The 24,452-nt window shown below is 73.1% G+C and carries 24 protein-coding genes and 2 pseudogenes; 12 read left to right on the forward strand and 14 right to left on the reverse strand.

What is annotated here, in order from left to right; translation table 11 throughout:
• The first annotated feature begins 49 nt into the window (after nucleotides 1-49).
• The 4 genes and pseudogenes from ABZ562_RS19250 to otnC all read left to right on the forward strand — a co-directional run bounded on the left by ABZ562_RS19250 (nucleotide 50) and on the right by otnC (nucleotide 2,610).
• Entirely contained in the window at nucleotides 50-949 is a 900-nt protein-coding gene (locus ABZ562_RS19250) for a hypothetical protein (protein WP_361480710.1), read from the forward strand.
• A gap of 29 nt (nucleotides 950-978) precedes the next feature.
• A pseudogene (locus ABZ562_RS19255) lies at nucleotides 979-1,182 on the forward strand (carboxymuconolactone decarboxylase family protein); the annotation flags it as partial.
• Nucleotides 1,183-1,235: 53 nt separating this feature from the next.
• Nucleotides 1,236-1,781: pseudogene (locus ABZ562_RS19260) on the forward strand (four-carbon acid sugar kinase family protein); the annotation flags it as partial.
• A gap of 193 nt (nucleotides 1,782-1,974) precedes the next feature.
• Nucleotides 1,975-2,610, forward strand: a complete 636-nt coding sequence (gene otnC, locus ABZ562_RS19265; RefSeq protein WP_361480822.1) for a 3-oxo-tetronate 4-phosphate decarboxylase — start codon at nucleotides 1,975-1,977, stop codon at nucleotides 2,608-2,610.
• On the opposite strand, the gene ABZ562_RS19270 is transcribed toward otnC, so the two are convergent.
• Together ABZ562_RS19270 and ABZ562_RS19275 are read right to left on the reverse strand one after the other, a co-directional pair.
• Nucleotides 2,525-3,793, reverse strand: coding sequence for an APC family permease (locus tag ABZ562_RS19270; RefSeq protein WP_361480713.1), 1,269 nt, complete (start codon nucleotides 3,791-3,793; stop codon nucleotides 2,525-2,527). The genes otnC and ABZ562_RS19270 overlap by 86 nt on opposite strands.
• Before the next feature lie 52 nt (nucleotides 3,794-3,845).
• Nucleotides 3,846-4,697: a helix-turn-helix transcriptional regulator gene (locus ABZ562_RS19275; RefSeq protein WP_361480716.1), complete on the reverse strand. Its 852-nt coding sequence runs from the start codon at nucleotides 4,695-4,697 to the stop codon at nucleotides 3,846-3,848.
• Between the two features lie 87 nt (nucleotides 4,698-4,784).
• Here ABZ562_RS19275 and ABZ562_RS19280 point away from each other — a divergent pair, with 87 nt between their 5' ends.
• Complete coding sequence (locus ABZ562_RS19280; protein ID WP_361480719.1) at nucleotides 4,785-5,579, forward strand: glucose 1-dehydrogenase; 795 nt, start codon at nucleotides 4,785-4,787, stop codon at nucleotides 5,577-5,579.
• A gap of 51 nt (nucleotides 5,580-5,630) precedes the next feature.
• Here the strand turns inward: ABZ562_RS19280 and alc are convergent, their stop codons facing one another.
• Nucleotides 5,631-6,761, reverse strand: coding sequence for an allantoicase (gene alc / locus ABZ562_RS19285; protein ID WP_361480722.1), 1,131 nt, complete (start codon nucleotides 6,759-6,761; stop codon nucleotides 5,631-5,633).
• The gene (gene allB / locus ABZ562_RS19290; RefSeq protein WP_361480825.1) at nucleotides 6,758-8,122 is read right to left on the reverse strand and encodes an allantoinase AllB; all 1,365 of its coding nucleotides are present in this window, start codon (nucleotides 8,120-8,122) and stop codon (nucleotides 6,758-6,760) included. Before allB ends, alc begins: the two co-directional genes overlap by 4 nt.
• 261 nt (nucleotides 8,123-8,383) lie before the next feature.
• On the opposite strand from allB, the gene ABZ562_RS19295 reads away from it, so the two are divergent.
• The gene (locus ABZ562_RS19295; protein WP_361480725.1) at nucleotides 8,384-9,166 is read left to right on the forward strand and encodes an IclR family transcriptional regulator; all 783 of its coding nucleotides are present in this window, start codon (nucleotides 8,384-8,386) and stop codon (nucleotides 9,164-9,166) included.
• Nucleotides 9,167-9,408: 242 nt separating this feature from the next.
• On the opposite strand, the gene ABZ562_RS19300 is transcribed toward ABZ562_RS19295, so the two are convergent.
• Nucleotides 9,409-9,720, reverse strand: coding sequence for a DUF5955 family protein (locus tag ABZ562_RS19300; protein WP_079038313.1), 312 nt, complete (start codon nucleotides 9,718-9,720; stop codon nucleotides 9,409-9,411).
• 194 nt (nucleotides 9,721-9,914) lie between these two features.
• On the opposite strand from ABZ562_RS19300, the gene ABZ562_RS19305 reads away from it, so the two are divergent.
• On the forward strand, nucleotides 9,915-10,523 hold the full coding sequence (locus ABZ562_RS19305) for a nucleotidyltransferase family protein (protein WP_361480730.1): 609 nt from the start codon (nucleotides 9,915-9,917) through the stop codon (nucleotides 10,521-10,523).
• A 114-nt stretch (nucleotides 10,524-10,637) separates the two neighbouring features.
• Nucleotides 10,638-12,257, forward strand: coding sequence for a malate synthase A (gene aceB, locus ABZ562_RS19310; RefSeq protein WP_361480733.1), 1,620 nt, complete (start codon nucleotides 10,638-10,640; stop codon nucleotides 12,255-12,257).
• Nucleotides 12,258-12,324: 67 nt separating this feature from the next.
• Here aceB and ABZ562_RS19315 read toward each other — a convergent pair whose 3' ends face one another.
• The 5 genes from ABZ562_RS19315 to uraD form a co-directional block, all read right to left on the reverse strand.
• Nucleotides 12,325-14,169, reverse strand: a complete 1,845-nt coding sequence (locus ABZ562_RS19315) for an alpha-L-fucosidase (RefSeq protein ID WP_361480736.1) — start codon at nucleotides 14,167-14,169, stop codon at nucleotides 12,325-12,327.
• A 201-nt stretch (nucleotides 14,170-14,370) separates the two neighbouring features.
• Entirely contained in the window at nucleotides 14,371-15,741 is a 1,371-nt protein-coding gene (locus ABZ562_RS19320; RefSeq protein WP_361480739.1) for an 8-oxoguanine deaminase, read from the reverse strand.
• A 25-nt stretch (nucleotides 15,742-15,766) separates the two neighbouring features.
• Complete coding sequence (gene pucL / locus ABZ562_RS19325) at nucleotides 15,767-16,648, reverse strand: factor-independent urate hydroxylase (protein ID WP_361480742.1); 882 nt, start codon at nucleotides 16,646-16,648, stop codon at nucleotides 15,767-15,769.
• 5 nt (nucleotides 16,649-16,653) lie between these two features.
• The gene (gene uraH, locus ABZ562_RS19330; protein WP_361480745.1) at nucleotides 16,654-16,983 is read right to left on the reverse strand and encodes a hydroxyisourate hydrolase; all 330 of its coding nucleotides are present in this window, start codon (nucleotides 16,981-16,983) and stop codon (nucleotides 16,654-16,656) included.
• Nucleotides 16,983-17,498: a 2-oxo-4-hydroxy-4-carboxy-5-ureidoimidazoline decarboxylase gene (uraD, locus tag ABZ562_RS19335; RefSeq protein WP_361480748.1), complete on the reverse strand. Its 516-nt coding sequence runs from the start codon at nucleotides 17,496-17,498 to the stop codon at nucleotides 16,983-16,985. The genes uraH and uraD overlap by 1 nt, the downstream gene beginning before the upstream one ends.
• 103 nt (nucleotides 17,499-17,601) lie before the next feature.
• On the opposite strand from uraD, the gene ABZ562_RS19340 reads away from it, so the two are divergent.
• Nucleotides 17,602-18,054, forward strand: a complete 453-nt coding sequence (locus ABZ562_RS19340; protein WP_361480751.1) for a hydrolase — start codon at nucleotides 17,602-17,604, stop codon at nucleotides 18,052-18,054.
• Here the strand turns inward: ABZ562_RS19340 and ABZ562_RS19345 are convergent.
• The 3 genes from ABZ562_RS19345 to ABZ562_RS19355 form a co-directional block, all read right to left on the reverse strand.
• Entirely contained in the window at nucleotides 18,005-18,400 is a 396-nt protein-coding gene (locus ABZ562_RS19345; RefSeq protein WP_361480754.1) for a helix-turn-helix domain-containing protein, read from the reverse strand. The genes ABZ562_RS19340 and ABZ562_RS19345 overlap by 50 nt on opposite strands.
• Nucleotides 18,397-18,648, reverse strand: coding sequence for a hypothetical protein (locus ABZ562_RS19350; RefSeq protein ID WP_361480757.1), 252 nt, complete (start codon nucleotides 18,646-18,648; stop codon nucleotides 18,397-18,399). The genes ABZ562_RS19345 and ABZ562_RS19350 overlap by 4 nt, the downstream gene beginning before the upstream one ends.
• A 275-nt stretch (nucleotides 18,649-18,923) precedes the next feature.
• The gene (locus ABZ562_RS19355; protein WP_361480760.1) at nucleotides 18,924-19,976 is read right to left on the reverse strand and encodes an RNA-guided endonuclease TnpB family protein; all 1,053 of its coding nucleotides are present in this window, start codon (nucleotides 19,974-19,976) and stop codon (nucleotides 18,924-18,926) included.
• A 155-nt stretch (nucleotides 19,977-20,131) separates the two neighbouring features.
• Between ABZ562_RS19355 and ABZ562_RS19360 the strand changes: the two genes are divergently transcribed.
• The 3 genes from ABZ562_RS19360 (at nucleotide 20,132) to ABZ562_RS19370 (ending at nucleotide 22,677) form a co-directional block, all read left to right on the forward strand.
• Nucleotides 20,132-20,824 carry a hypothetical protein gene (locus ABZ562_RS19360; protein ID WP_361480763.1) on the forward strand — a complete coding sequence of 231 codons (693 nt, stop codon included), beginning with the start codon at nucleotides 20,132-20,134 and terminating at the stop codon, nucleotides 20,822-20,824.
• A 122-nt stretch (nucleotides 20,825-20,946) separates the two neighbouring features.
• Nucleotides 20,947-21,894 (forward strand): alpha/beta hydrolase, encoded by a 948-nt coding sequence (locus ABZ562_RS19365; RefSeq protein ID WP_361480765.1) that lies wholly within the window; start codon nucleotides 20,947-20,949, stop codon nucleotides 21,892-21,894.
• A gap of 63 nt (nucleotides 21,895-21,957) precedes the next feature.
• Nucleotides 21,958-22,677, forward strand: coding sequence for a hypothetical protein (locus ABZ562_RS19370; RefSeq protein WP_361480768.1), 720 nt, complete (start codon nucleotides 21,958-21,960; stop codon nucleotides 22,675-22,677).
• A 3-nt stretch (nucleotides 22,678-22,680) separates the two neighbouring features.
• On the opposite strand, the gene ABZ562_RS19375 is transcribed toward ABZ562_RS19370, so the two are convergent.
• Complete coding sequence (locus ABZ562_RS19375; RefSeq protein ID WP_361480771.1) at nucleotides 22,681-24,399, reverse strand: AMP-binding protein; 1,719 nt, start codon at nucleotides 24,397-24,399, stop codon at nucleotides 22,681-22,683.
• Nucleotides 24,400-24,452 lie beyond the last annotated feature (53 nt).

Raw genomic sequence — 24,452 nt, forward strand, 5'->3', positions numbered from 1 at the left:
GCCGGGCATACGGTCCCGTGACCACCCCGCCCGGGAAGGGAGCCCACCCATGGAGGACCGCGCGGCGTCGACCGCCCGCACGATGTGGACGCTGTTCGAGCCCATCCACGCCGTCACCTACTTCGCCCCCGAGGCCCTGGCGGCGTACGAGGACGCGGGCCTGCGCGGCTTCTGGCGCGGCTACTTCGCGTGCCGTGCCGCGCCGCTGGGCCCGGTCGGGCCGGAGCCCGTCGCCGCCGCCTTCTTCTCCTTCGCGCCCGCCATGGTCGCCCGCGCCCTGCCCGACGCATGGCAGCTGACCGCCCCCGAACGCGCCCTGGAGGTGCGCCGCGCGGGCACCGTGGCCGCCCTGCGGCGCCTGCTCAGCGGCCTTGAGCGCGAGGCCGAACGGGCCGCCGAGGCCCTGGTCCCCCGGGCCGCCGGACTCGACACCTCCGGGCGCGTCCTGGCCGCCGCCCACGCCTCGCTGGACTTCCCCGACCAGCCCCTGGACCGCCTGTGGCACGCCGCCACCCTGCTGCGCGAACACCGCGGCGACGGCCATGTCGCCGCCCTCGTCGCCGCCGGGCTCGACGGCTGCGAAGCCCTCGCCCTCCGCGCGGGCACCGACATCCCGCGCGCCGAACTCCAGCCCTCCCGCGGCTGGACCGACCAGGCGTGGGAGACGGCCCGCCTCCACCTCACCGAACGCGGCCTGCTCCTCCCCGACGGCACCGCGAGCCGGGACGGGCGCGACCTGCTGCGCGCCGTCGAGTCCGCCACCGACCGCGCGGCCGAACGCCCCTGGCGCGCCCTCACCCCGGACGCGGTCCGGGACCTGACCACCCTCCTCACCCCCGTCTCCCGGGCCTGCGCCGCGGCACTCCGCTTCCCGAACCCGATCGGCCTGCCGAAGCCGGGCGCGCATTCCTGTCACATGTCGCCGAGCCGTTCCGTCAAGGAGGTGTGACCACCCAGCAGCGAGATGAGGAGCACCCCGTGGAAGCCCGCTTGAACCTCTTCGGCACCCCCGCCTCGGCCAGGTTCCTCACGGCGCTCAACACCGCCGGCCAGGTGTTCTCGGACTCGACCCTGCCGGCCGCGACACAGGAGCTGGTCAAGCTCCGCGCCAGCCAGATCAACGGCTGCGGCTTCTGCACCGACATGCACACCAAGGAGGCCGCCCACGCCGGGGAGACCTCACCGGCGGCACCGATGTCGCCGCCGCCTTCCGGCGCGCGGGCCTGCGCACCGCCCTGGTCTTCGGCACGCCGGACGCCACCACCGCGCTGCCCGCCGACTGCGACGCCGCCGTGATCGCCCTCAAGTCCCGCTCCACCCCCGCGGACGAGGCCGTCGCCGACTCCCTGGCCGCCCAGCGCCGGCTGCGGGCCCTGGGCGCGGCGCAGATCTACTTCAAGTACTGCTCCACCTTCGACTCCACCGCCCGGGGCAACATCGGCCCGGTCGCCGACGCCCTCATGGACGCCGCCGGGGCCACCGCCACCCTGCACTGCCCGGCCTCGCCGCCCAACGGGCGGACCGTCTACCAGGGCCACCTCTTCGTCCACGACCAGCTGCTGGCCGACTCACCCCTGCGCCACCACCCGCTCAACCCGATGACCGACTCCTCGCTGCCCCGGCTGCTGGCCGCGCAGGGTCCGCGCCGGGTCGGCCTGATCGCCCTGCCCACCGTCCGCGCGGGCGTCGACGCCGTCCGCGCGGCCCTGCTCGCCCACCGGAACGACGGCGTACGGCACGTCATCGCCGACGCCCTCACCGACGACGACCTCGCCGTCCTCGGCGCCGCCGCCCGTGACCTCCCCGTCGTCGCGGGCGCCGCCGGGCTGGCCGAGGGACTGAGCCGCGCCCACCCCGCCGGCGGCCCCGCCGCCGACGTCCCCCTGCCGCACGGGGGCCGCGCCGCGGTGCCGGCGGGCAGCTGCTCGGCCCGCACCCTGGAACAGATCGACCGGTGCCGCGCCGCCGCGCGGCCTGACGCACGGTTCCATTGGCAACCTGTCCGTCCGGCTGGCCGACGGCGCCCTGCTGCTCACCCCCACCGGGTCGAGCCTCGGCACCGTCGAGGAGGCCGACCTGTCCCGTACCGATCCGTCCGGCACGCACCTCGACGGGCCGCGCCCCACCAAGGAGGCGTTCCTGCACGCCGCCTTCTACCGGGCCCGGCCCTCCGCCCATGCGGTGGTCCACCTGCACTCCACCCACGCCGCCGCCGTGTCCTGCCTCGACGGCGTCGATCCCGCCGACGCCCTGCCCCCGCTGACCGCGTACTACGCCATGCGCGTGGGCACCCTGCCGCTGCTGCCCTACCACGCCCCCGGGGACAGCGGCCTGGAATCGCTCGCCGAGCGGACCGCCCGCGCCCACCACGCGATCCTGCTCGCCAACCACGGCCCCGTCGTCGCCGGAGCCACCCTGGAGCAGGCCGCCGACGCGATCGAGGAGCTGGAGGAAACCGCCAGGCTCCACCTCCTGCTGCGCGGGCACGCCACCCGCCCCCTCACTCCCGAACAGGCCGCCGCGCTCACGGCCCGCCAGAGCCTGCCCGGCGCACGCCGTACGCCACCGCGCCCGCCGCCATCACCGCCGCTCCCGCCACGACGGAGGTGAGCGGCAGCGCGAAGGCCAGGACCACGCAGCCGAGCAGGCCCACGGCCGGGACGGCGCGTACGGGGCGGCCCTCGGCGGGGGTGAGGGTCCAGGCGGAGGCGTTGGCGACGGCGTAGTAGGCGAGCACGCCGAACGAGGAGAAGCCGATCGCGCCACGGACGTCCGTGGTGGCGGCGAGCACGGCGACGACCGTGCCGACGGCCAGTTCGGCGCGGTGCGGGACGTGGAAGCGGGGGTGGACGGCGGCGAGGGCGGGCGGCAGATGGCGGTCGCGGGCCATCGCGAGGGTGGTGCGGGAGACGCCGAGGATGAGGGCGAGCAGGGAGCCGAGCGCGGCGACCGCCGCGCCGGTCCGGACGACGGGGGCGAGCCCGGGGGTACCCGCGGCGCGGACCGCCTCGGCGAGCGGGGCGGTGGCGTGGGCCAGCCGGTCCGGCCCGAGGACGGCGAGGGCCGCGACGGCGACGGCCGCGTACGTGACCAGCGTGATGCCGAGGGCGAGGGGGATCGCGCGGGGGATGGTGCGCTCCGGGTCGCGCACCTCCTCGCCGAGGGTCGCGACGCGCGCGTACCCGGCGAAGGCGAAGAACAGCAGCCCGGCGGCCTGGAGGGTACCGCCGACGGTGGCGTCGGCGCCGATGTCGAGGCGGGCGGCGTCGGCGGTGCCGCCGGTCAGGCAGGCGATGACCACGGCGGCGAGCACGGCCAGCACGAGGGCGACGATCAGCCGGGTGAGCCAGGCGGCCTTCCGCACGCCCGCGTAGTTCACCGCGGTCAGCGCCACCACGGCCGCGACGGCGACCGCGTGCGCCTGCCCGGGCCATGCGTAGGAGCCCACCGTGAGGGCCATCGCCGCGCAGGAGGCGGTCTTGCCGACGACGAAACCCCACCCGGCCAGATAGCCCCAGAAGTCCCCCAGCCGTTCGCGGCCGTAGACATAGGTGCCGCCGGAGCGCGGGTAGCGGGCGGCCAGCCGGGCGGAGGAGGTCGCGTTGCAGTACGCCACCACGGCGGCCAGCGCCAGGCCCGGCAGCAGTCCGGTCCCGGCCGCCGCGGCGGCCGGTCCGAGCGCGGCGAAGACGCCCGCGCCGATCATCGCCCCGAGCCCGATCACCACCGCGTCGAACAGTCCGAGGTGGCGCCGCAGTTCCCCGGAAGCGGCGGATCCCGTCGGCGTTTGCATCGCATGGCTCCTCGGCACGGCCGGACGTCGGTCCGCACACGATAGGGGAGGGTCAGTTGCCCACGTCCATGCGCTGCGTGCCGATGACCGAGAGCAGCCGCAGCGCCTCCTCGGAGGACGAGCCGGGCGTCGCGGTGTAGATCACGACCCGCTGGTCGCGGTCGGTGATGTCGAGGGAATCGCAGTTGACGCTGATGGGGCCGACCGTCGGGTGCTGGAAGGTCTTGCACAGGGTCGGCTCGGCGCACACGTCGTGGGAGGCCCACAGCCGGGCGAACTCCTCGCTGCCGGAGAGGAGTTCGGCGATCAGCTCGGCCACCTCGGGGTCGTCGGGGTAGCGGGCGGCGGTGGCGCGCAGCCGCTGGGCCGAGGTACGGGCGAACGCGTCCGCGTCCGACACCCCGTACAGCCGCCGCCCGTGCGGATGCGGCCCGAGGAAGGCACGGCGCACGAGGTTGCGGTCGCGTCGCGACAGGGCGGAGAAGTCCTCCATGAGGGCGGCCGCGAGATCGTTCCAGGCGAGCACCTCGAGCGTCGCGGACGTCACGATCGCGGCGGCCTGCGGCAGCCGGTGCAGCAGGTCGAGGATGCTCTGCCGCACCTCGCGCGAGGGCCCGGACGGAGGGGCCGGCGGGGCCCCGGCGAGGTGGTGGAGGTGGGCGCGCTCGGCGTCCGACAGGCGCAGGGCACGGGCCAGCCCGGCCAGCACCTCCCGTGAGGGGCGCGGGCCGCGGGCCTGCTCCAGCCGCGTGTAGTACTCGGTCGAGATGAACGCCAGCTGCGCCGCTTCCTCGCGGCGCAGCCCCGGGGTGCGGCGGCGCGGCCCGGCGGGCAGCCCCACCTCGGCGGGGGTGATCCGCTCGCGCCTGCTGCGCAGGAAGGCCGCCAGTTCTCGTCTGTCCACGGCCCCCAGTGTGCGCGGGACCGCGAGGCGTATCCAGGTACCGCCGGTGCCTGGATGGGTTCCGCGACCGGACGCAGGCTCGCTGCCATGAACAACACATCGACCATGGACACAACCGCCGCACCGGGCCTGCTGGCCGGGAAGGTCGCCTTCGTCACCGGTGCCGGGCGCGGTATCGGCGCCGCCGCGGCGCGGCTGTTCGCCCGGGAGGGCGCCCGGGTGCTGCTCGCGGCCCGGACAAAGGCCCAGCTCGAGGCGGTGACCGAGGAGGTCCGGGCGGCGGGCGGCGTCGCGGACCACGTGGTGTGCGACCTGGCCGACGCGGCGAGCGTGCGCGCCGCCGTGGACCGGGCCGTGGAGCTGTACGGCCGGCTCGACGTCGCCTTCAACAACGGCGCGACGATCACTCCGCCCGGCCCGCTGGGCCAGGTACCGGAGGCCGACTTCGACCACCTCTACGCCGTGAACCTCAAGGGCCCGTGGCTGGCCATGGCCGCCGAGGTCGCCGCCATCCGGGCCACCGCCGGAACGGGGGCCATCGTCAACAACTCCAGCGTCGGCAGCCTGCGGGGCAACCCCGAGCTGCCCGCCTACGGGGCGATGAAGCGGGCGGTCAACAGCCTCACCGAGTCGGCCGCCATCACCTACGGCCCGGAGGGCATCCGGGTCAACGCCATCGCCCCCGGCTCCACGCTGACCGAGATGATCCGCACCTGGGAAGCGGATTCCCCCGGTCTCCTGGACCGGCTCACGGCGGGGACCCCGCTGGGCCGCACGGCCGACCCCGAGGAGGTCGCCGAGGCCGCCGCGTGGCTGCTCAGCGACCGGGCCTCGTACGTGACCGGCACGGTCCTCCGGGTCGACGGCGGCGCGTGGGCCTGACGGGCCCCGCGCAGCCCGCCGTAGCCCGCCGTAGCCCGCCGTAGCCCGGTCCTACGCGCCGCCCAGCTCGGCGTACCGCGCGGCCAGCCGCTGGGCGCCGTCGGCCGTCAGGGAGCCGTGGAGGCGCAGGCGGGCTATGCCGCCGTCCGGGTAGATGTCGATGCGGACGTGGGTGACCGGCGGGACCTGGCCGAGGAGGAAGCGGTGGACGGTGTCCGGCTGGAGGGGGCTGCGGGGCAGCAGCTCGGTCCACGGGGCGTCCGCGTCCACGGTGGCGTCCCGGCCGTACAGGGCTGCCCAGCCGGGTGCGTTGCCCTTGTAGCAGCCGGTGTCGATCTCGACGGCGCGGATCAGGGCCTGGGCGGTGAGGCGGTAGCGGACCCAGTCGTGGCCCTGGTCGCGGCGGCGGCGGGTCTCCCAGCCCTCGTCCATCTTCTGGGAGCGGCCCGGCTTGATCGAGTTGGCCGGCGGGGAGTAGAAGCGGTCGGAGGCGTCCTCGGCGGCGCCGCCGTTCTCCAGGGCGGCCAGGTCGAAGGTGCCCAGGACGGTGAGCCAGGCGGGGTCGGGGACGACCTCGCCGTGCACGCGGAGGCGGGCGATGCCGCCGTCGGGGTGCTGCTTGAGGCGCAGGTGGGTGAAGCGGCGTCCGGACGTGACCTCGAAGCCGTTGGCCGCGTGGCCGCCGACGGGGGTGCGGGGGACGAGGGTCGTCCACTCGGTGTCGTCGGCGAGCAGGTCCGCCGGGGACGGGGTGCCCGGAGCCGAGGTGCCCTCCACGCTCACGGCCTGCGGGTAGTTGCCGCGGAAGTGGGCGGTGTCGACCACGATGCCGTGGATGACGCCGGGTGCGCCCAGCTTGATCAGGGCCCAGTCGTGGTCCTCGTCCGCGGGGTGCGGGGTGGCGGCGGAGGCCCCGCGGCGGCGCCTGGTCTCCCAGCCGTCCATGACCTTGCCCTTGTGGCCGAAGTCCGCGGGGTCGAAGTGCGGCGTCTCGGGGCGCAGCAGGTTCTCGCGTTCGGCGAAGAACTCGTCGTTGGCCGCGGTCACGCTGCCGCCGAGCCGCCGGTCGGCGAGGTCGGGGAGGTGGGCGAAGGGGAAGTCGGCGGTGCGGTAGTCGGCGTACGGGTCGCCGCCGCCGTAGGGCTGGGCGTCGCCGGTGAAGCGGGGGGTCGGCGCGGTCATGCGCGGGGCTGCCTTTCGAGGAGTCGGCCGGTCAGGAGCCGGCCGGCGGGGCCGGTCGGTGCGCCGTGATCGGCGATCTTGTGGCCGCGCAGCCAGGTGGACCGTACGACGCCGTGCAGCGTCTTCCCGGCGTACGCGGTGACCTGGTTGCGGTGGTGGAGGGCGGCGGGATCGACGGTGAAGGTCTCCTCGGGCGCCAGGACCGCGAAGTCGGCGTCCCGGCCCGCCTCGATGGCGCCCTTCTGGCGCAGGCCGACCAGGGCCGCCGGGGCCGTGGACATCCACCGCACGACGTCCTCGACGGTGTGGCCGCGGCGGCGGGCCTCGGTCCAGACGGCGGGCAGGCCGAGCTGGAGCGAGGAGATGCCGCCCCAGGCCTGTCCGAAGTCGTCGGTCTTGAGGTCCGCGGTGCAGGGCGAGTGGTCGGAGACGACGCAGTCGATGGTGCCGTCGGCCATGCCCCGCCACAGCGCGTCCTGGTTGGCCGCCTCGCGTATCGGCGGGCAGCACTTGAACTCGGTGGCGCCGTCCGGGACTTCCTCGGCGGTGAGGGTGAGGAAGTGCGGGCAGGTCTCGACGGTGATCCGGACGCCTTCGCGGCGCGCGGCGGCGATGCGGGGCAGGGATTCCGCGGAGGACAGGTGCAGGATGTGGACCCGGGCGTCCAGCTCGCGGGCGAGGTCGATGAGGCCCTCGATGGCCCGGTTCTCGGCGGCGCGCGGGCGGGAGGCGAGGAAGTCGGCGTAGCGCGGGCCGCTGGGCGGCGGGGCGCCGTCGATCAGCCGCGGGTCCTCGGCGTGGACGATGAGCAGCCCGCCGAAGCCCGCGATCTCGCGCAGGGCGGCCTTGAGCCCGGCCGGGTCCAGATGCGGGAACTCGTCCACGCCGGAGTGCAGCAGGAAGCACTTGAAGCCGAGCACCCCGGCGTCGTGCAGCGGCCGCAGGTCGGCCGTGTTGCCGGGGATCGCGCCGCCCCAGAAGCCGATGTCGATGTGGGCCACCGGGCGGGCGACGTCCCGCTTGATCTCCAGCGCCTCGACGCTGGTGGTGGGCGGGACGCTGTTGAGGGGCATGTCGACCAGGGTGGTGACGCCGCCCGCCGCGGCGGCGCGGGTGGCGGTGGCGAAGCCCTCCCAGTCGGTGCGTCCGGGGTCGTTGACGTGGACGTGGGTGTCGACGAGGCCGGGGAGGAGGACGTCGTCGCCGAAGTCCTCGGTCCGCACCCCACGGGGGTGGCTGCCGGTGTCGTACGGGAGCACCGCGAGGATGCGGCCTTCGGCGGCGGAGACGGCGACGGACGCGGCGCGCTGCCCGTCGGGGGTGATCACACGCGTCGACCGCAGCACCAGGTCCGGCTCCAGCTCCGGGTCCAGCTCGGGCACCCCTGCTCCCCTCGATGTTTCCACAACTCGGAATAAGTTTTCCGTTCGAAGTCTTCCCTTCGCGTCCGATCTGGTCAAGACCCCCCAGGCACTCCCGTTCGATTCCGTAGCATGAAAGATGATTTTCAATACGTAGAACGTGACGCCGGGAGGGACCGGTAGGCTGCCGATGGCCGGTCGGCCGCGGTATCCGACGCGGGCACGAGACCGGTGCCGCCCGCTGCGAAAGGAAACGCCGACGTGCCGTCCGCCGAGTCCAAGACCGCCGCCACCAACGGTGGCGTCCAGTCCCTGGAGCGCGCCTTCGACCTCCTGGAGCGGATGGCCGACGCCGGGGGCGAGGTCGGGCTGAGCGAGCTGTCCGGCAGCAGCGGCCTTCCGCTGCCCACCATCCACCGCCTGATGCGCACCCTGGTGGCCTGCGGTTACGTACGCCAGCAGCCCAACCGCCGCTACGCCCTCGGCCCCCGGCTGATCCGGCTCGGCGAAAGCTCGGCCCGGCTGCTGGGCACCTGGGCGCGGCCGTATCTGGCACGCCTGGTGGAGGAGACCGGCGAGACCGCGAACATGGCGCTGCTGGACGGGGACGAGGTGGTGTACGTCGCGCAGGTGCCCTCCCGTCACTCCATGCGCATGTTCACCGAGGTCGGGCGGCGGGTCCTGCCGCACAGCACCGGCGTCGGCAAGGCGCTGCTGGCCAGCACGCCCCCGGACGAGGTACGCGCCCTGCTGGGCCGGACCGGCATGCCCGCCGCGACGGCGAAGACGATCACCACCCCGGACGCGTTCCTGGACGCGCTGCGGCATGTGCGCGAGCTGGGGTACGCGGTGGACGACAACGAGCAGGAGATGGGCGTGCGCTGCCTCGCGGTGCCGGTGCCGGACTCCCCGACGGCCGCCGCCATCTCGATCTCGGGCCCGGCGGGACGGGTGACGGACGAGGCCACGAAGGAGATCGTGCCGGTCCTGAAGGAGGTCGCCGCCGACCTCTCGGCGGCCCTGGCCAGCACGGACGCCACCTGAAGGACCTGCCGCCCTCCGAGCACCCGGCCCCCCGGCGCTCGGGCAACCCCGCCCAGCCGGCGAGAGAGCCGAAGGGGCGCGCCGCTGTCGAAAGGGAGAGCGCGCGCAGGGAGTGAGGGCTCGTATCGATGTGCGGTTCCGCCGCGCGAACGACCGAGCACGGTCGACCGTCGACGGGGGGCACCTCCCAGCGGTAGCTGGGGGCGGGCTTTTGCGCCCCGGAGGCGAACCGAGCCCCAAAATCAGCGAGGCACCGTGCCGAAGAGGTCGATGGCCGCGCGGACCGCTCGGAGGGCCGGGTTCAGGGCGCTGACCGAGCCCAGGGCGCCGGCCACCAGGAGCAGGGAGCGGCGGAGGCGGTGCAGCTCGGGGGTGCCGGTGCGGGCCATGGCGTCGAGTGCGGCCAGTTCGTCGTCCGCTATCGCCCGGTCCGGTAATTCCGCCGGATGGGCGGCAAGGTCGCGCCTGAGCCGGGCCACGGCCAGGCGCAGTTCCGCCACCCTCGGGTCTTCCTCGGTGCACGCCACTGCGGCGCCCTCCACGTCGGACAACACGGCCCTACTCCCCCTCGCGCGCGGCTGCACGAGCCCGCCCCCTCTCCCCTGCCCCTCCCCAGGCGTCGAATCGGACACAAGGGGCTGCGGATCAGTTAACGCCACCGCGTGCGCGGTGCGCCATATGGAGAGCGAAAATCAGACCGGCTGGGATGAACCGTCCACGCGGCGCCCCGGTGCGGTAAGCAGGGGCCATGGATCGCACTTCTGATGACAACGCGCAGGTCGCCGGGTTGCTGCTGGCGGCGGGCGGGGGGCGGCGGCTGGGCGGGCGGCCGAAGGCCCTGCTGGAGTACCGGGGCAGGCCGCTGGTGGAGCACGCGGCGCGCGCGCTGCGGGAGGGCGGCTGCGCACCGGTGCACATCGTGCTGGGCGCCGCCGCCGGGGCGGTGCGGGAGCGGGCCGGGCTGCCGGGGTGCGTCCTGGTCGACAACCCGGACTGGGAGGGCGGCATGGGCACCTCACTGCGGGCCGGGCTGGCCTCGCTGCGCGATACGGGGGCGCGCGCGGTGCTGGTCACGCTGGTGGACCAGCCCGGGATCGGGGCGCCGGCGGTGGAGCGCGTACGGGAAGCCTGCCGCGACGCGGGGAGCCTGGTGACGGCGGAGTACGGCACCGGGCGCGGGCATCCGGTGCTGTTCGGCGCCGACCGGTGGGCGGATGTGGCGGCGAGTGCGGAGGGGGATCGTGGGGCACGCGCGTATCTGAGGGAACATCAGGCCGAGATCATCCGGGTCGACTGCGCGGACATCGCCCGGGTGGATGACATCGACACCCCGGAGGACCTGGCGCTGCTGCGGTGAGCCTCACGCCCCGCACGCGGTGGCGTGCAGTGAGTCTCACACCGCCGGCCGATTGAACTTCCACGATGAGGAAATTAATATCCAGAATCGTTATCGACTGAGGAGTGAACGCCCATGTCCGCCACAGCGCCATCCCCGCTGGCCATCGTCGACGCCGAGCCGCTGGAGCGTCAGGGAGAGGTGCTGACCGACGCGGCCCTGGCCTTCCTGGCCGAGCTGCACCACCGCTTCACCCCTCGCCGCGACGAGCTGCTCGCCCGCCGCGCCGAGCGACGGGCCGAGATCGCCCGTACGAGCACACTGGACTTCCTGCCGGAGACCGCGCACATCCGCGAGGACCCGGACTGGCGCGTGGCGGAGGCCCCGCCCGCCCTCCAGGACCGCCGGGTGGAGATCACCGGTCCCACCGACCGCAAGATGACGATCAACGCGCTCAACTCGGGCGCCAAGGTCTGGCTCGCCGACTTCGAGGACGCCTCCGCGCCCACCTGGGCGAATGTGATCGGCGGCCAGCTGAACCTGGCCGACGCCTATCGGGGCCGGATCGACTTCACCTCCCCCGAGGGCAAGAGCTACGCGCTGCGCCCCGCCGAGGAGCTGGCCACCGTCGTCGCCCGCCCGCGCGGCTGGCACCTCGACGAGCGCCACCTGCGGGACGCCGAGGGCCGCGCGGTGCCCGGCGGGCTGGTCGACTTCGGCCTGTACTTCTTCCACAACGCGCGCCACCTGCTCGACCAGGGCAAGGGCCCGTACTTCTACCTGCCGAAGACCGAGTCGCACCTGGAGGCCCGCCTCTGGAACGACGTCTTCGTCTTCGCGCAGGACTACGTGGGCGTTCCGCAAGGGAGCATCCGCGCCACCGTGCTCATCGAGACGATCACGGCGGCGTACGAGATGGACGAGATCCTGTACGAGCTGCGCGACCACGCCTCCGGGCTCAACGCGGGCCGCTGGGACTACCTGTTCTCCATCGTCAAGAACTTCCGCGACGCGGGCCCCGGCTTCGTCCTCCCCGACCGCAACGCGGTGACGATGACCGCCCCGTTCATGCGCGCCTACACCGAGCTGCTGGTCCGCACCTGCCACAAGCGGGGCGCCCACGCGATCGGCGGTATGGCGGCGTTCATCCCCTCGCGCCGGGACGCCGAGGTCAACGCGGTCGCGTTCGACAAGGTGCGGGCCGACAAGGACCGTGAGGCGAACGACGGCTTCGACGGCTCCTGGGTCGCCCACCCCGATCTGGTGCCGGTCGCCCGTGCATCGTTCGACGCCGTCCTCGGCGACCGTCCGCACCAGAAGGACCGGCTGCGCGAGGACGTGCGGGTCACGGCGGCCGAGCTGATCGACATCGCCTCGCTGGACGCCAAGCCCACCTTCGACGGCCTGCGCAACGCCGTGCAGGTCGGCACCCGCTACATCGAGGCGTGGCTGCGGGGCCTGGGCGCCGTCGGCATCTTCAACCTGATGGAGGACGCCGCCACCGCGGAGATCTCCCGGTCCCAGATCTGGCAGTGGATCAACGCCGGAGTGGTCTTCGAGAACGGCGAGAAGGCCACCGCCGACCTGGTGCGCGGGGTCGCCGCCGAGGAGCTGGCCGCGATCCGCGAGGAGGTCGGCCCGGAGGCGTTCGCGGCCGGGCGGTGGAGCCAGGCCCACGATCTGCTGCTGAAGGTCGCGCTGGACGAGGACTACGCGGCGTTCCTCACGCTGCCCGCGTACGAGCTGCTGGACTGAGCGTTCGCACGCAGGTGACAAGGGGCCCCGGGACGCACGCGTTCCCGGGGCCCCTTTTTCGCGGCCCTTACGACGGGAAGAGCTGACCGCGCGGCACGATCTGCTGCGGCTGCCCGGGGCTGGACCACAGCAGCTTCATGTGCGCCTCACCGGTCTGCTCGGTGTACTCGATCTTGATCGAGTGGCGCTGTCCGGCCCGCAGATCCACGGTCGCCTTGTCGACCCGCGCCCCGTGCGGAGTGGCGCTGTCGATGACCAGCCGGCCGTCGATCCACACCCGGGCCGTGTCGTCGGAGACGGTGGTCAGCGTGTACGTCTGGCTGTAGCGCGGCTCCAGGGAGCCGGTCCAGCGGACGCTGAAGTGGTCGGCCGGGACCGCCGCGTCCGGTGAACCGGCGGACTTCCAGGCGTGGTTGACGGTCGGGTCGGTGCGGGTGACGGCGGGCGGCCCGGTGAAGGTGTCGTTCGCGAACACCTCCTGCCGCAGCCCCGTCCCCCGGCCCGGTGGCACCGACGGCCCGGACGGCCGGACGGTCAGCTCGATCACCGACGCGATGTCGTTCACCGGCCCGCCGGAGGGGGTGAGGTCGAAGCCGTCCCCGGCCGCCGTGACCGCGACCTTCTGCCCGCTGCCCAGCACCCGCGCCCCGGTCACCTCGAACGGCGCCTTCGCGGTCAGGTGGAGGGGCTGCCCGGCGGCCGGCCAGGAGGCCACGGACGCGTAGAGCGTGTTCCCGGACCGGCTGACCGCTCCCCACCCGGGCTCGGCCACCAGCCCGGCGTTCCCCGCGCCGTACACGGCCCGGCCCTGACCGGCCGTCCGCAGCCAGGAGCCGATCTCGCGCAGCCGGTCGACGGACGGCTGGGGGATCCGGCCGAGCTTGTCGGGGCCGACGTTGAGCAGGTAGTTGCCGCCGCGGCTCGCGATGTCCAGGAGGTTGCGGGCGAGGATCTGGGGCGACTTCCAGTTCTGGTCGTACTTCGCGAACCCCCAGTGGCCGTTGAGGGTCATGCAGGACTCCCAGAGCTGGCCGTCCACCGGCGCGTCCGGGATCTCCTGCTCGGGGGTGCCGTAGTCGCCGTCCACGACGCGCCGCTTGCCGACCCGGTTGTTGATGACCAGGTCCGGGTTCAGGCCGCGCAGATACGCCTCGAGCTGTTCGCCGTCCTTCGGGGACCAGGGGTTGGTGGGGTTGTCCGCGTCCCATTCGCCGTCGAACCACAGCAGCGCCGGGTCGTAGTTGTCGATCAGCTCCTTGAGCTGCGCGTACATCCGCTTCCGGTACTGCGGGAAGGTGGCCGGGTCGGCGAAGTCGGGATCGTGCCAGTCCCAGATCGAGTAGTAGAAGCCGAGCTTGATGCCCGCCTGGTCGGCGGCCTTCTTCAGCTCGGCGAGGATGTCGCGCCTCTTGTCGAACGAGGAGTGGTCGCGCAGGTTCCACTTGTTCTGCTTCGTCGGCCACATCGCGTACCCGTCGTGGTGCTTGGAGGTGATGACGATGTAGCGCTGCCCGGCGTCCTTGGCCGCCTTGACGACGGCCTTCGCGTCGAAGGACGCGGGGTTGAACCCCTGCGCCAGGTCCTCGTACTCGCTCATCGGGATCTGGCAGTTCCGCTTGATCCACTCCGCGTCCCGGCACACCGTGCCGTCCGGCCGGGTGTACTCGCCCTCCAGTTGGGAGTACGCGCCGAAGTGGATGAACATCCCGAACCGGTCCTGCCGCCACCACTCGGTGCGGGCGGAGGTGAACGGGTCGTCGGCCGCGTAGTCGGTTCCGGGACCGGGCTCGGCCGCGCGCCCGGCCGCCGGTGCCGCGGTGGCGGACGGTCCGCCGAGGGTCAGCGCCATCAGCAGGCCGAGCAGCAGGCTCAGACCTCGGGACAGGGATAACGCCCCTGGGGGCACACGCATGGCGGCTCCTGTGCTCGTGAGTGGTCGGACAGGAGGGCTGGCCAGCCGCGTACCGGAACCTAGAACCGCAAAGGTGGGATGTCAACGGGGCGTAAAGCGCCACGGGCGCCTCAACAGCGCCATCTGACCACCCCGGACACCCCGACCCCTCCGACGTATCATCTGCGGCGTATCACCTCCGGCGTATGACCTCCCGGCGTATCACCCCTCCGCCGCGATACGGGCCAGCCGCCGCGCCTCGTCCCGCGCGTCGCGCGCGACGGCGTCCTCGTCGGCGGTGAGCAGCCGCCCCGCCTCCACCACCGGCTCGCCGTTCACCAGCGACAGGGTCACCGGCGCCGCCGCGCCCAGCACCAGCGCCGCGACCGGGTCGGCGATCGTCGAGTGGCCGAGGCCGTCCAGCTTCCACAGCACCAGATCGGCCAGCTTGCCCGGCTCCAGCGACCCGATCTCGTCCTGACGGCCCAGCACCCTGGCCCCGCCGTGGGTGCCCAGCCGCAGCGCCTGGCGGACCGTCAGCGCCTTCTCGCGGTGGTCGCCGAGCCGGTTGATCAGCAGGGCGTTGCGCAGCTCGGTGTGCAGCTCGCCGGACTCGTTCGAGGCGGTGCCGTCCACGCCCAGCCCGACCGGCACGCCCGCGGCGAGCAGGTCCGGCACCCGGGCCCGCCCGGCGGCGAGCCGGGCGTTGGAGGACGGGCAGTGGGCGACGCCGGTGCCGGTGCGGGCGAAGGTGGCGATGTCGTCGTCGTTCATGTGGACGCAGTGCGCCATCCACACGTCCTCACCCAGCCAGCCGGTCCGGTCGAAGTAGTCGGTCGGGCCCATCCCGAACTTCTCGTGGCAGAACTTCTCCTCCTCGACCGTCTCCGAGCCGTGGGTGTGCAGCCGTACGCCCTTGCGGCGGGCCAGCTCGGCGCTCTGCCGCATGAGGTCGGTGGTGACGGAGAACGGCGAGCAGGGCGCGACCACGATCCGCAGCATCGCGTCGGGCGAGGCATCGTGGTGGGTGTCGATGGCCTCCTCGGTGGCCGCGAGGGCGTCCTCGGTGGTCTCGACGGCGAAGTCCGGCGGCAGCCCGCCGTCCGAACTGCCGAGATCCATGGAGCCGCGCGCGGCGGTGAACCGCACACCCAGCTCGCGCGCCGCGCGGATCTCGGCGCCCAGCAGATCGCCGGAGCCGCGCGGGAAGACGTAGTGGTGGTCCATGGCGGTGGTGACGCCGCCGCGCACCATCATCGCGAGCGAGCCGCGGGCGGCGGCATACACCATCGGCTCGTCGATCCGGGCCCAGGTGGGGTAGAGCGCGACCAGCCAGTCGAAGAGGTTGTGGTCCTGGGCGAGACCGCGGGTGAGCCACTGGTAGAAGTGGTGGTGGGTGTTGACCAGGCCCGGGGTGAGGAGATGGCCGGTGCCGTCGACCCGGCGGGCCACCCCCTCCAGCCCCTCGGGCGCGGGGCCCGGGCCCACCGACTCGATGCGGTTGCCCGCGACGACGACATGGCCCGAGGCGTGTTCGGTGTCCTGTGCGTCCACGGTCGCGATGGCGCAGTTCTCGATGACGATGCGGTGCACGGGGTGAGGCCCTTCAGATGGGGGGTCAGTCGGTGGGAATCCTGGGCTCGGCGCCGTCCCGCAGGACGGTGGCCTCGATGAGCCCGTACGGCCGGTCGGCGGCGAAGTAGACCTCGTTGTCGTTGGTGAGGCCGAAGGGCGCCAGGTCGACCAGGAAGTGATGCTTGTTGGGGAGGGAGAGCCGTATCTCGTCGATCCCGGGGTGCCGCTCGATGACGCGCGCGCCCATCGCGTACAGCGTCTGCTGGAGCGAGAGGGAGTACGTCTCGGCGAAGGCGGCCAGCAGATCGGCGCGCGCCCCGTCGTACGCGGCGTCCCAGTCCGGCTCCGGGTGCGCGCCGTCGCTCCAGCCGTGCCGCCAGCGGGCGTGCACATCGGTGGCGAGAATGCGGTCGCGCGCCTCCGGCAGGGTGGTGTACGCGTCCTTGACGTAACCGTGGAACTCGGAGTCGGTGGAGTTCATGACCGTGAGGCCCTGAAGTCCGGACAGCACCTCCCAGTCCCGCCCGTCGTAGCGGATCTGGGCGGTACGGGTCTCCTGGCCGGCGCGGACGAAGGAGTGCCGGGCCTCGCCGCCGGTCTCGATCCGCTCCCAGGCGTACTCCTCGATCCGGACGCGGGCGGTGCGGATCGTGTCCTGGCTGCCGACGAAGTGGCGGGCCAGCTCCATGCCGAAGTGTTCGGCGGTGGCGATGCCGTGCTGCTTGGCGAAGGCGTACACCGTGTTCTTCATGGTGTCGGTCGGCAGGACGCCGGTGTTGTCGCCGTGGCGGTGGACGTCCGCCATGTCGCCGGAGAGCGCGACGGAGACGTTCAGGTCCTTGATGTGGTGCACGGCGCCGTCGCGCACCATCCGGACCACGCGGGTCTCCGCCTTGCCGTACTGGTTCTGGCCGAGCATGGGCATCGGGCTCAACTCCCTCGGTATACGGAGTAGCCGAACGGGGTGAGCAGCAGCGGCACGTGGTAGTGCTCGCCGGGCTCGACGGCGAAGACGACCGTCACCTCCGGGAAGAAGGGCCCGCGCGACTCGGTCTCGAAACGCAGCCGTACGTGGGTGGTGCCCTCGGGCAGGGCGGGCAGATCCGTGCAGCGGCCGTCGGCGTCGGTGCGGGAGGCGGCGTGCGCCGCCCAGTCGGCGCCGCCCCCGGGGCGCACCGACAGCTCGACGGGGACGCCGGGGGCCGGGCGGCCGAGGCTGGTGTCCAGGATGTGCGTGGACACGGAGGTGCCGTTCGCCATCACCGTTCTCCTTCCGCCGCTTCCGCGGTGACCAGGCGGGTCAGCCGGATACGGTTGATCTTCCCCAGTTCGGCCCGGACGATCTCGCGTTCGGTGTCCGTGTCGTTGCCGATCCGCTCGCGCAGGGCGGTGAGCATCTCCTCGCCGGTGCGGCCGGTGGCGCAGATCAGGAACACCTGGCCATGGCGCTCCTGGTACGCGAGATTCAGCTCCAGCAGCTCCGCGCGCGAATCCTCGCCCACCCCGCTCTGCTCGCGCGCCGAGGTGGCGTCGCCCGGTTTCGGCCGCCCGATGGGCGGGTGCCCGGCCATGGCCTCGGCGAGGTCACCCTCGGTCAGCCCGGCCATGGCCGCGTCGGACGCGCCGAGCAGGGCGTCCACGTGGCGGTACGGCCGTCCGGCGGCCACCGCCGCGCCCCAGGCCCGGCTGGCGCACACCTCGTACAGCAGCGCGGCCGCGTCCTGCCGGTCCGCCGCGTTGAACCGGGCCAGGCCCGGTGGAGCGCTGGTAGTCACACCCGAAAGCTAGGAGCTTCCCCCGCATGCGTCAACACTTTGTTGAAAACAGGGCTGGAAACGCCGGTTCCGCACACGTCCCCGGCAGGTCAGGATGGGGCCCATGACCACTGACCTCGCCGCCCGGCTGCCGGACCGCTTCTGGTCCGTCCCGTACGCCGCCGCGCGGTTTCCCGGCTCCCCGGCGGTCGCCGAGCGCCCGGACCTCGCCGAGGGCGCCAACTGCCAGCTGTTCGCGTACGCGGTGCTGCGCCATTTCGGCCTGCGCCCGCCCGACCTGCGCTCCAGCGACCTGTGGGCCGATACGGCGGCGACGACCCGCGTGGCGGAGGCCCGCCCCCTGGACCTGCTGCTGTTCAACGCCACCGACGACGCCTACGGCGCCCACGTGGGCGTCTGGGCCGGACCGGACCGGGTCCTCCACCTGTGCGCCGAGGCCGGACGCCCCGCCGTCTGGCCCCTGGCCGCCTTCGCCGACCGCCCCCGCTACCGCACCCTGATCGGCGTCAAGCGGGTCGTCGCGGCTCCGGGCGCTCGGCGTCCTTCTCCCGGTTGAGGTAGTTGTAGACGGTGAAGCGGCTCACCCCGAGCGCGCTCGCGACCGTCTCGACGCCGTGGCGCACCGTGAAGGCGCCGCGCTGTTCCAGGGCGCGGACGATCCCCTGCTTGGTCTTGCGGTCCAGGGCCGACAGCGGCACGCCGTGGCGACGCCCGAGGTCGGCGAGGATGTGGTCCAGGGACGCCGAGATGCCGGGCAGACGGACGGCCACGACCGCGCGGCCCTCCCAGGACAGCACCACGTCGTCGTCCCGGGCCCGGTCCGGGGCGATCAGCTCGCCGCCCATCGCGTCGACCAGCGGCCGGACGGCCGAGACGAAGGGATGGTCCGCCGGGCCGGTCACGCGTCGGGCTCCGCGACGACGTTGACCTGGAGCGACACCCGGGTGGCGCCCGCGTCCAGGGACTTGCGCAGCAGATCGTCCACGGCGGCCAGCACGGCGTCCGCCCGGCCCTCCGCGGTGTTGCCGAACGGGCCGACGTCCACGGTGTCCAGCGGCGCGGCCTGGACCGCCTCGCGGGCGGCCACGGCATGCGGCGGCACATCGTCGAGGTCGAACGGCTCGGTGGTGAACTCAACCCTCAATCTCACGCGGCCAACCTACTGCGCCCACCCGCGCCTCCGGCAGCCCTTGACCCACGCGCGCCGCGGGCTCCGGCCGCCATCCGCCAGGCGTCCAGCGCGGCGTCACGCGGGCGTCCCACTGGAGGTGGGCAGAACACCCGAATCCCTCCCGTCACTCCCCCGCGTGCTGGAGCATGGCCCCGTTACCGCAGACGCACTGACTCATGGCCCCTGCGCCGGACCGGAGGGGCCGGCCGCTACGGAGCGTCAGTTGACTTCTCTCCTTCGCGAACGAGGGGACCTCACGGCTCGCGCTGTGAGGGTTTCTGCTTCGCCGCCGACTGCCCGCCCGGAGTTCTCCGTTGAGGTCTTACACCAGCTCCACAGACAGACACCGCCAGCCCGGCGGCCAGAAGATTCTTCGCCGCGTTCACGTCCCGGTCATGGGTCGCACCGCAGCCGTTGCACTTCCAGGTACGGACGCGCAACGGCATGGTTTCGGCGAGGGTACCGCAGTTCGAGCACAGCCTGGAGGAGGGAAACCAGCGGTCCACCGCGATCACCTCGCGTCCGTACCAGGCGGCCTTGTACTCCAGCATGCTCCGGAACTCCGACCACGCCGCGTCACTGATCGCGCGGGCCAGTTTCCGATTCTTGACCATGTTGCGCACGCTCAGGTCCTCGATCACGAGCGTTTGGTTCTCACGCACGAGTCGAGTGGTCAGCTTGTGCAGGTGATCCCTGCGGCGGTCGGTGATCCGGACATAGATGCGCGCGACCTTCCGCCGGGCCTTGACCCGGTTCGCACCATCCCCCCGGGCCTTGCGGGACAGCTTCCGCTGCGCCCTGGCCAGCCGCTCCCGGTCACGGCGCTCGTGCCGCGGGTTGGCGATCTTCTCCCCGGTGGAGAGGGTCAGCAGGTGGCCGAGACCGACGTCGATCCCGACCGCCTGCCCGTGAGCCGGGAGCGGTTGCACCGCCGGATCCTCACACAGCAGCGACACGAACCAGCGGCCCGCCGTGTCCTGCGAGACGGTCACCGAGGAGGGCTTGGACCTGGCCCGCTTGGCGAAGAAGTTGGTGAACACGACCTGCAAGTGCCGATGCGCCTGCTGAAGCGGGACCGAGGACACCTCGTTGAGGTAGGCCAATTCCCCGGTCTTCTTCCACGCCGTCAACATTGCCGAGGTCGCGTTGTAGTTCACCCGCTCCTGCCGGGCCCACGCCTCCGTACGTGCGGCGAGCGTCATGTTGTAGACCTTCCGCACGCACCCGAACGTCCGCGACAGCTCCGCTGTCTGCGCATCGGTCGGATAGAAGCGGTACTTGAAAGCCCGCTTCACGCGAGTGGCCACGACTCACAAACTCCCATGACACTTTGTGACCATCTGACTGCTGTCGGTGTCGAACCTCGATTTGCGCTGACATCGAGCCGGTTATCCCCACCCTGCCCAGCAGGACTCCATCTTCTCTCCACCCCGAAGGGCGGAGCATCCATGGAGGAGACCAGATGACAGAGAGCGTGCCGGTGCGCTGCCCCGCGTGCCGCCGCGAGCAGTCGTTCACTCCGCCCACCTTCCCGTGCCCGTGCGGCGCGCCGCTCACCCTCCCGGTGCTGCGCGACGGCACGCCGGAGGAGATCGAGCACCGCACCTGGCAGGACATATGGGTGGCGGTGGACTGCCCGGCCTGCGGGCGTCAGGGCCACTGGCCGCAGCCGGAGTTCGGCTGCGGCTGCGGTGCGGTCGTGCGGGTCCCGGTCGCGCCCGCGCCGCGGGCCCAGGGCCACGCTCAGGAGGATGAGCCCGCGGCTCGCCCGGCATTCCGGCCGGTGACGATCCGTACCGCGCGGGACGCGGTCACCGCCGCCGCCCAGTATCTGCGGTGGCTCGGCTTCGGCTGTCTGCGGCGCCCGGACGACCCGGGGGCGGCCGGGGTGGACCTGTACGGGAAAGGCGTCGTCGCCCAGGTCGACCCGACGACCCGCCCCACCGGGCTGCGCGAGGTCGAGTGCCTGTGGCTGAACGGTCTCAACGAATCGGCGCTGAGCGTCTTCTTCTCGCTGGCGGGCTACGCCAGGGAGGCGCGGGCGCGCGCGGACGCGCTGCACATCCCGCTCTTCATCATGGACCTGACGGGCACCCCCCAGCCCGTCAACGACCCCGCGGACACGCTGATCCGCTGCGGCCCGCCCCGCGGATGAGCCTCATCCATTGTCACCTGAACGAGGCCCGTTGCGCCTCCACTTCGCGGATGATCTTCGCCCTCCTCCGGCGCTCTACGGTGGTTCCCGATCCCGCCCATGACCTCGAGGAGCGCTGCCCCATGCCGTCTTCCCCCACCGGTCTTCCCACCGGCCTCACCGTCGATCGCGCCGATGTCACGCTGGCCGTCCGCGACCACGGCGGCAGCGGCGTCCCGCTGCTGCTGGTCCACGGGGCCACCCGCACGCTCGCCGACTGGTCGGAGATCGCGGGCGAACTGGTCGCCGATCACCGGGTCTTCTCGATGGACCTGCGGGCGCACGGCCGCTCGGGACGCGGGGCGGAGCCCTGGACGATCGCGGCCGCGCTCGGCGACATCGAGGCCGTCCTGGACGCGTGCGGAGTTCCGGAGGCCGTACTCGTCGGCCACTCGCTCGGCGGCATGCTGGCCGCTCTGTACGCGGACGCCCATCCGCGTACGCCCGGCGCGGTCAACCTCGATGGCTTCGGGCTGGGGCGGCCCGAGCAGTACGCCGGGCTCGACCCGCGGACCGTGGCCGAGGGGCTGGACCGGGCCCGGCAGTTCGCCCGGGCGGCGGCGGGCCGGGTCTTCCCGCCCGAGGGGCTGGAGAGCGTACGGGCTCAAGCGGCCGCCATGGCCGCCGGGCTGGGCTTCGCGCCGGAGCTGCTGGAGGAGGGCATGCGGCGGTCGCTCGGCGAGACCGGAGACGGGCAGTTTTTCCTGCGGCCGGAGCGGGAGCGGGCGGTGGAGATGCTGGAGGCGATGGACGAACTGGACATGTTCCCGGTCTACCGTCGGCTGACCCGCCCGATGCTGATCGTCCGCGGCACGCGGCTGGTGGACCAGGGCCCGGAGCTGGCCTGGTTCGACGAGCTGATGGCCGCGTACATGAAGGGGCTGGAGGCCGGCCTCGGGAAGCTCGCCGCGGAACACCCGCGGATCTCGGTGCGCACGGTGGACGCGTCGCACGCGATGCTGCTGGAGCGCCCGCGTGCGCTGGCGGAGCTGGTGCGCTCCTTCACCACCGGCCTGGACTTGTGCTCATGACCGGGGGGCGCTTCGGTTGAGGCACCACCCGCACCGTTCACGACCGGCCGGAGGCCGCATTCGATGGTTGTTCCGTGGTGCCCGAGGATCGCGGCGGCGGTCCTGACCGTTCTGACCGGCCTGGCCCTGCTGACCGTCTCCGGCTGCGGCGGGAGTGGGCTGCCGCGGCCCGCAGGGACGAGCCCGAGGGCGAGCGTCCCCGGTCCGGGGGCGGGGGACAGCGTGGAGGGGGACATCGACGCGGCGGTGTCCGTCACCACCACCTACTGGTCCACCCACTGGAGCGAGTTCTTCACCGGCGCCTACCGCCCGCCCCGGGTCCTGGGCCCGTACGACGGCGCCGCCGCCGACGGGCCCACCTGCGGGGGCACCCCGCTGCCCGACGACAACGCCGTCTACTGCCCGGGCGGTGACTACGTGGCATGGGACATGGACCTGATGCGGGCGGGCCACCGGCGGGGGGATGCCTGGGTCTATCTGGTCATCGCCCATGAGTGGGGGCACGCCGTCCAGAACCGGCTGGACGCGGGCCTGGTCGACCTGGCCCGCGAGCTCCAGGCCGACTGCCTGGCCGGTGCCGTCCTCTTCGGCGCGGCCCGGGACCGCACCCTGACCTTCGAGGACGGCGATACGGACGAGCTGGCCGACGCGCTGTCGGCGCTCGCCGACGCGACGCCGTGGACGGACACCTCCGACCACGGCAACGCCTCGCAGCGCGTGTCGGCGTTCAGCCGGGGCGCCGGGTCCGGGGTGAGGGGCTGCCTCCCGGACGCGGTGCGGTAGCGGTCACCGGGCGGGCTGGGGCCGGCTGGTGCGGTCCGGGTCGGTACGGGTCTCCGGCACCCCGGCCACTTCGCGGGCGCCCGCCTCCCGCAACTCGACCTTGCGGACCTTGCCGCTGACCGTCATCGGGAAGGCGTCCATGACGCGCAGATGGCGCGGCACCTTGAAGGCGGCCAGCCGGCCGCGGCAGAAGCGGGCCAGTTCGTCGCGGGTGAGGGAGCCCGCGCCCTCGCGCAGGATCACGCAGGCCAGGATCTCCTCGCCGTACTTCTCGTCGGGGACGCCCACCACCTGCACATCGGCGATCTTGGGGTGGGTGTGCAGGAACTCCTCGATCTCCCGCGGGTACACGTTCTCCCCGCCGCGGATGATCATGTCCTTGATCCGGCCGACGATCTGGACGTAGCCGTCGTCGTCCATCACCGCCAGGTCCCCGGTGTGCATCCAGCCCGCCCGGTCGATGGCCTCGGCCGTCAGCTCCGGCTCCTCCCAGTAGCCGAGCATCACCGAGTAGCCGCGGGTGCACAGCTCGCCGCGGGTGCCGCGGGGGACGGTCAGGCCGGTGGCCGGGTCCATGACCTTGACCTCGACGTACGGCAGCGCCCGGCCGACCGTGCCGGTGCGGCGCGCGAGGTCGTCGTCGCGCCGGGTCTGGGTGGAGACCGGGGAGGTCTCGGTCATGCCGTAGCAGATGGACACCTCCGCCATGTGCATCTCGGCGACCACCCGCCGCATCACCTCCACCGGGCAGGGCGATCCGGCCATGATCCCGGTGCGCAGCGAGGAGAGGTCGAAGGTGGCGAAGTCGGGCAGGGCCAGCTCGGCGATGAACATGGTGGGGACGCCGTACAGCGAGGTGCAGCGCTCCCGTTCGACGGCGGACAGCGTGGCGGCCGGTTCGAAGGTGGGGGCCGGGAGGACGACGCAGGCGCCGTGGGTGGTGGCGCCCAGCGCGCCCATGACCATGCCGAAGCAGTGGTAGAGCGGGACCGGCAGACAGATCCGGTCGTGCTCGGTGTAGCCGACCGTCTCCCCCACGAAGTAGCCGTTGTTGAGGATGTTGTGGTGGGAGAGGGTGGCGCCCTTGGGGAAGCCGGTGGTGCCCGAGGTGTACTGGATGTTGACCGGGTCGTCGCAGGACAGCCGGGCCTCGCGCTCGGCCAGCTTCTCCTTCGGCACCCCCTCCCCCGCGCGCACCAGCCCGTCCCAGGTGCGGTCGCCGATGTAGACGACGTCGCGCAGGGCGGGGCATTCGGCGCGCACCTGCTCGACCATGCGGCGGTAGTCGCTGTCCTTGTGCACGGTGGACGAGACCAGGACCGACACCCCTGCCTGCCGCAGGACGTACCGCAGCTCGTGGACGCGGTAGGCGGGGTTGACGTTGACCATGACGGCGCCGATGCGGGCGGTGGCGTACTGCGTCAGCACCCATTCGGGGCAGTTGACCGCCCAGATGCCCACCCGGTCGCCCTTGCCGACGCCCTTGGCCATCAGCCCGAGCGCGACCGCCTCGACCGCCCGGCCGAATTCGGCGTACGTCCAGCGGCGGCCGGAGGGGACGTCGACCAGTGCCTCGCGGTCGCCGTACGCCTCGACGGCCCGGGCGAGGTTGGCACCGATGGTGTCGCCGAGCAGCGGCAGGTCCCCGGTGCCGCTGGCGTAGGAGAGGGCGGCGGGGGCGGCTGGAGCCGGTGGCGGGTCGTCGGAGATCGGTTCGGTCATGGTGTCTCCTTGCGGTCACATGCCGTGTCGGTCACATGAGGGGGAGCTGCTGT

It is taken from the genome of Streptomyces sp. NPDC019937 (assembly GCF_040631655.1).
Lineage (GTDB): Bacteria > Actinomycetota > Actinomycetes > Streptomycetales > Streptomycetaceae > Streptomyces.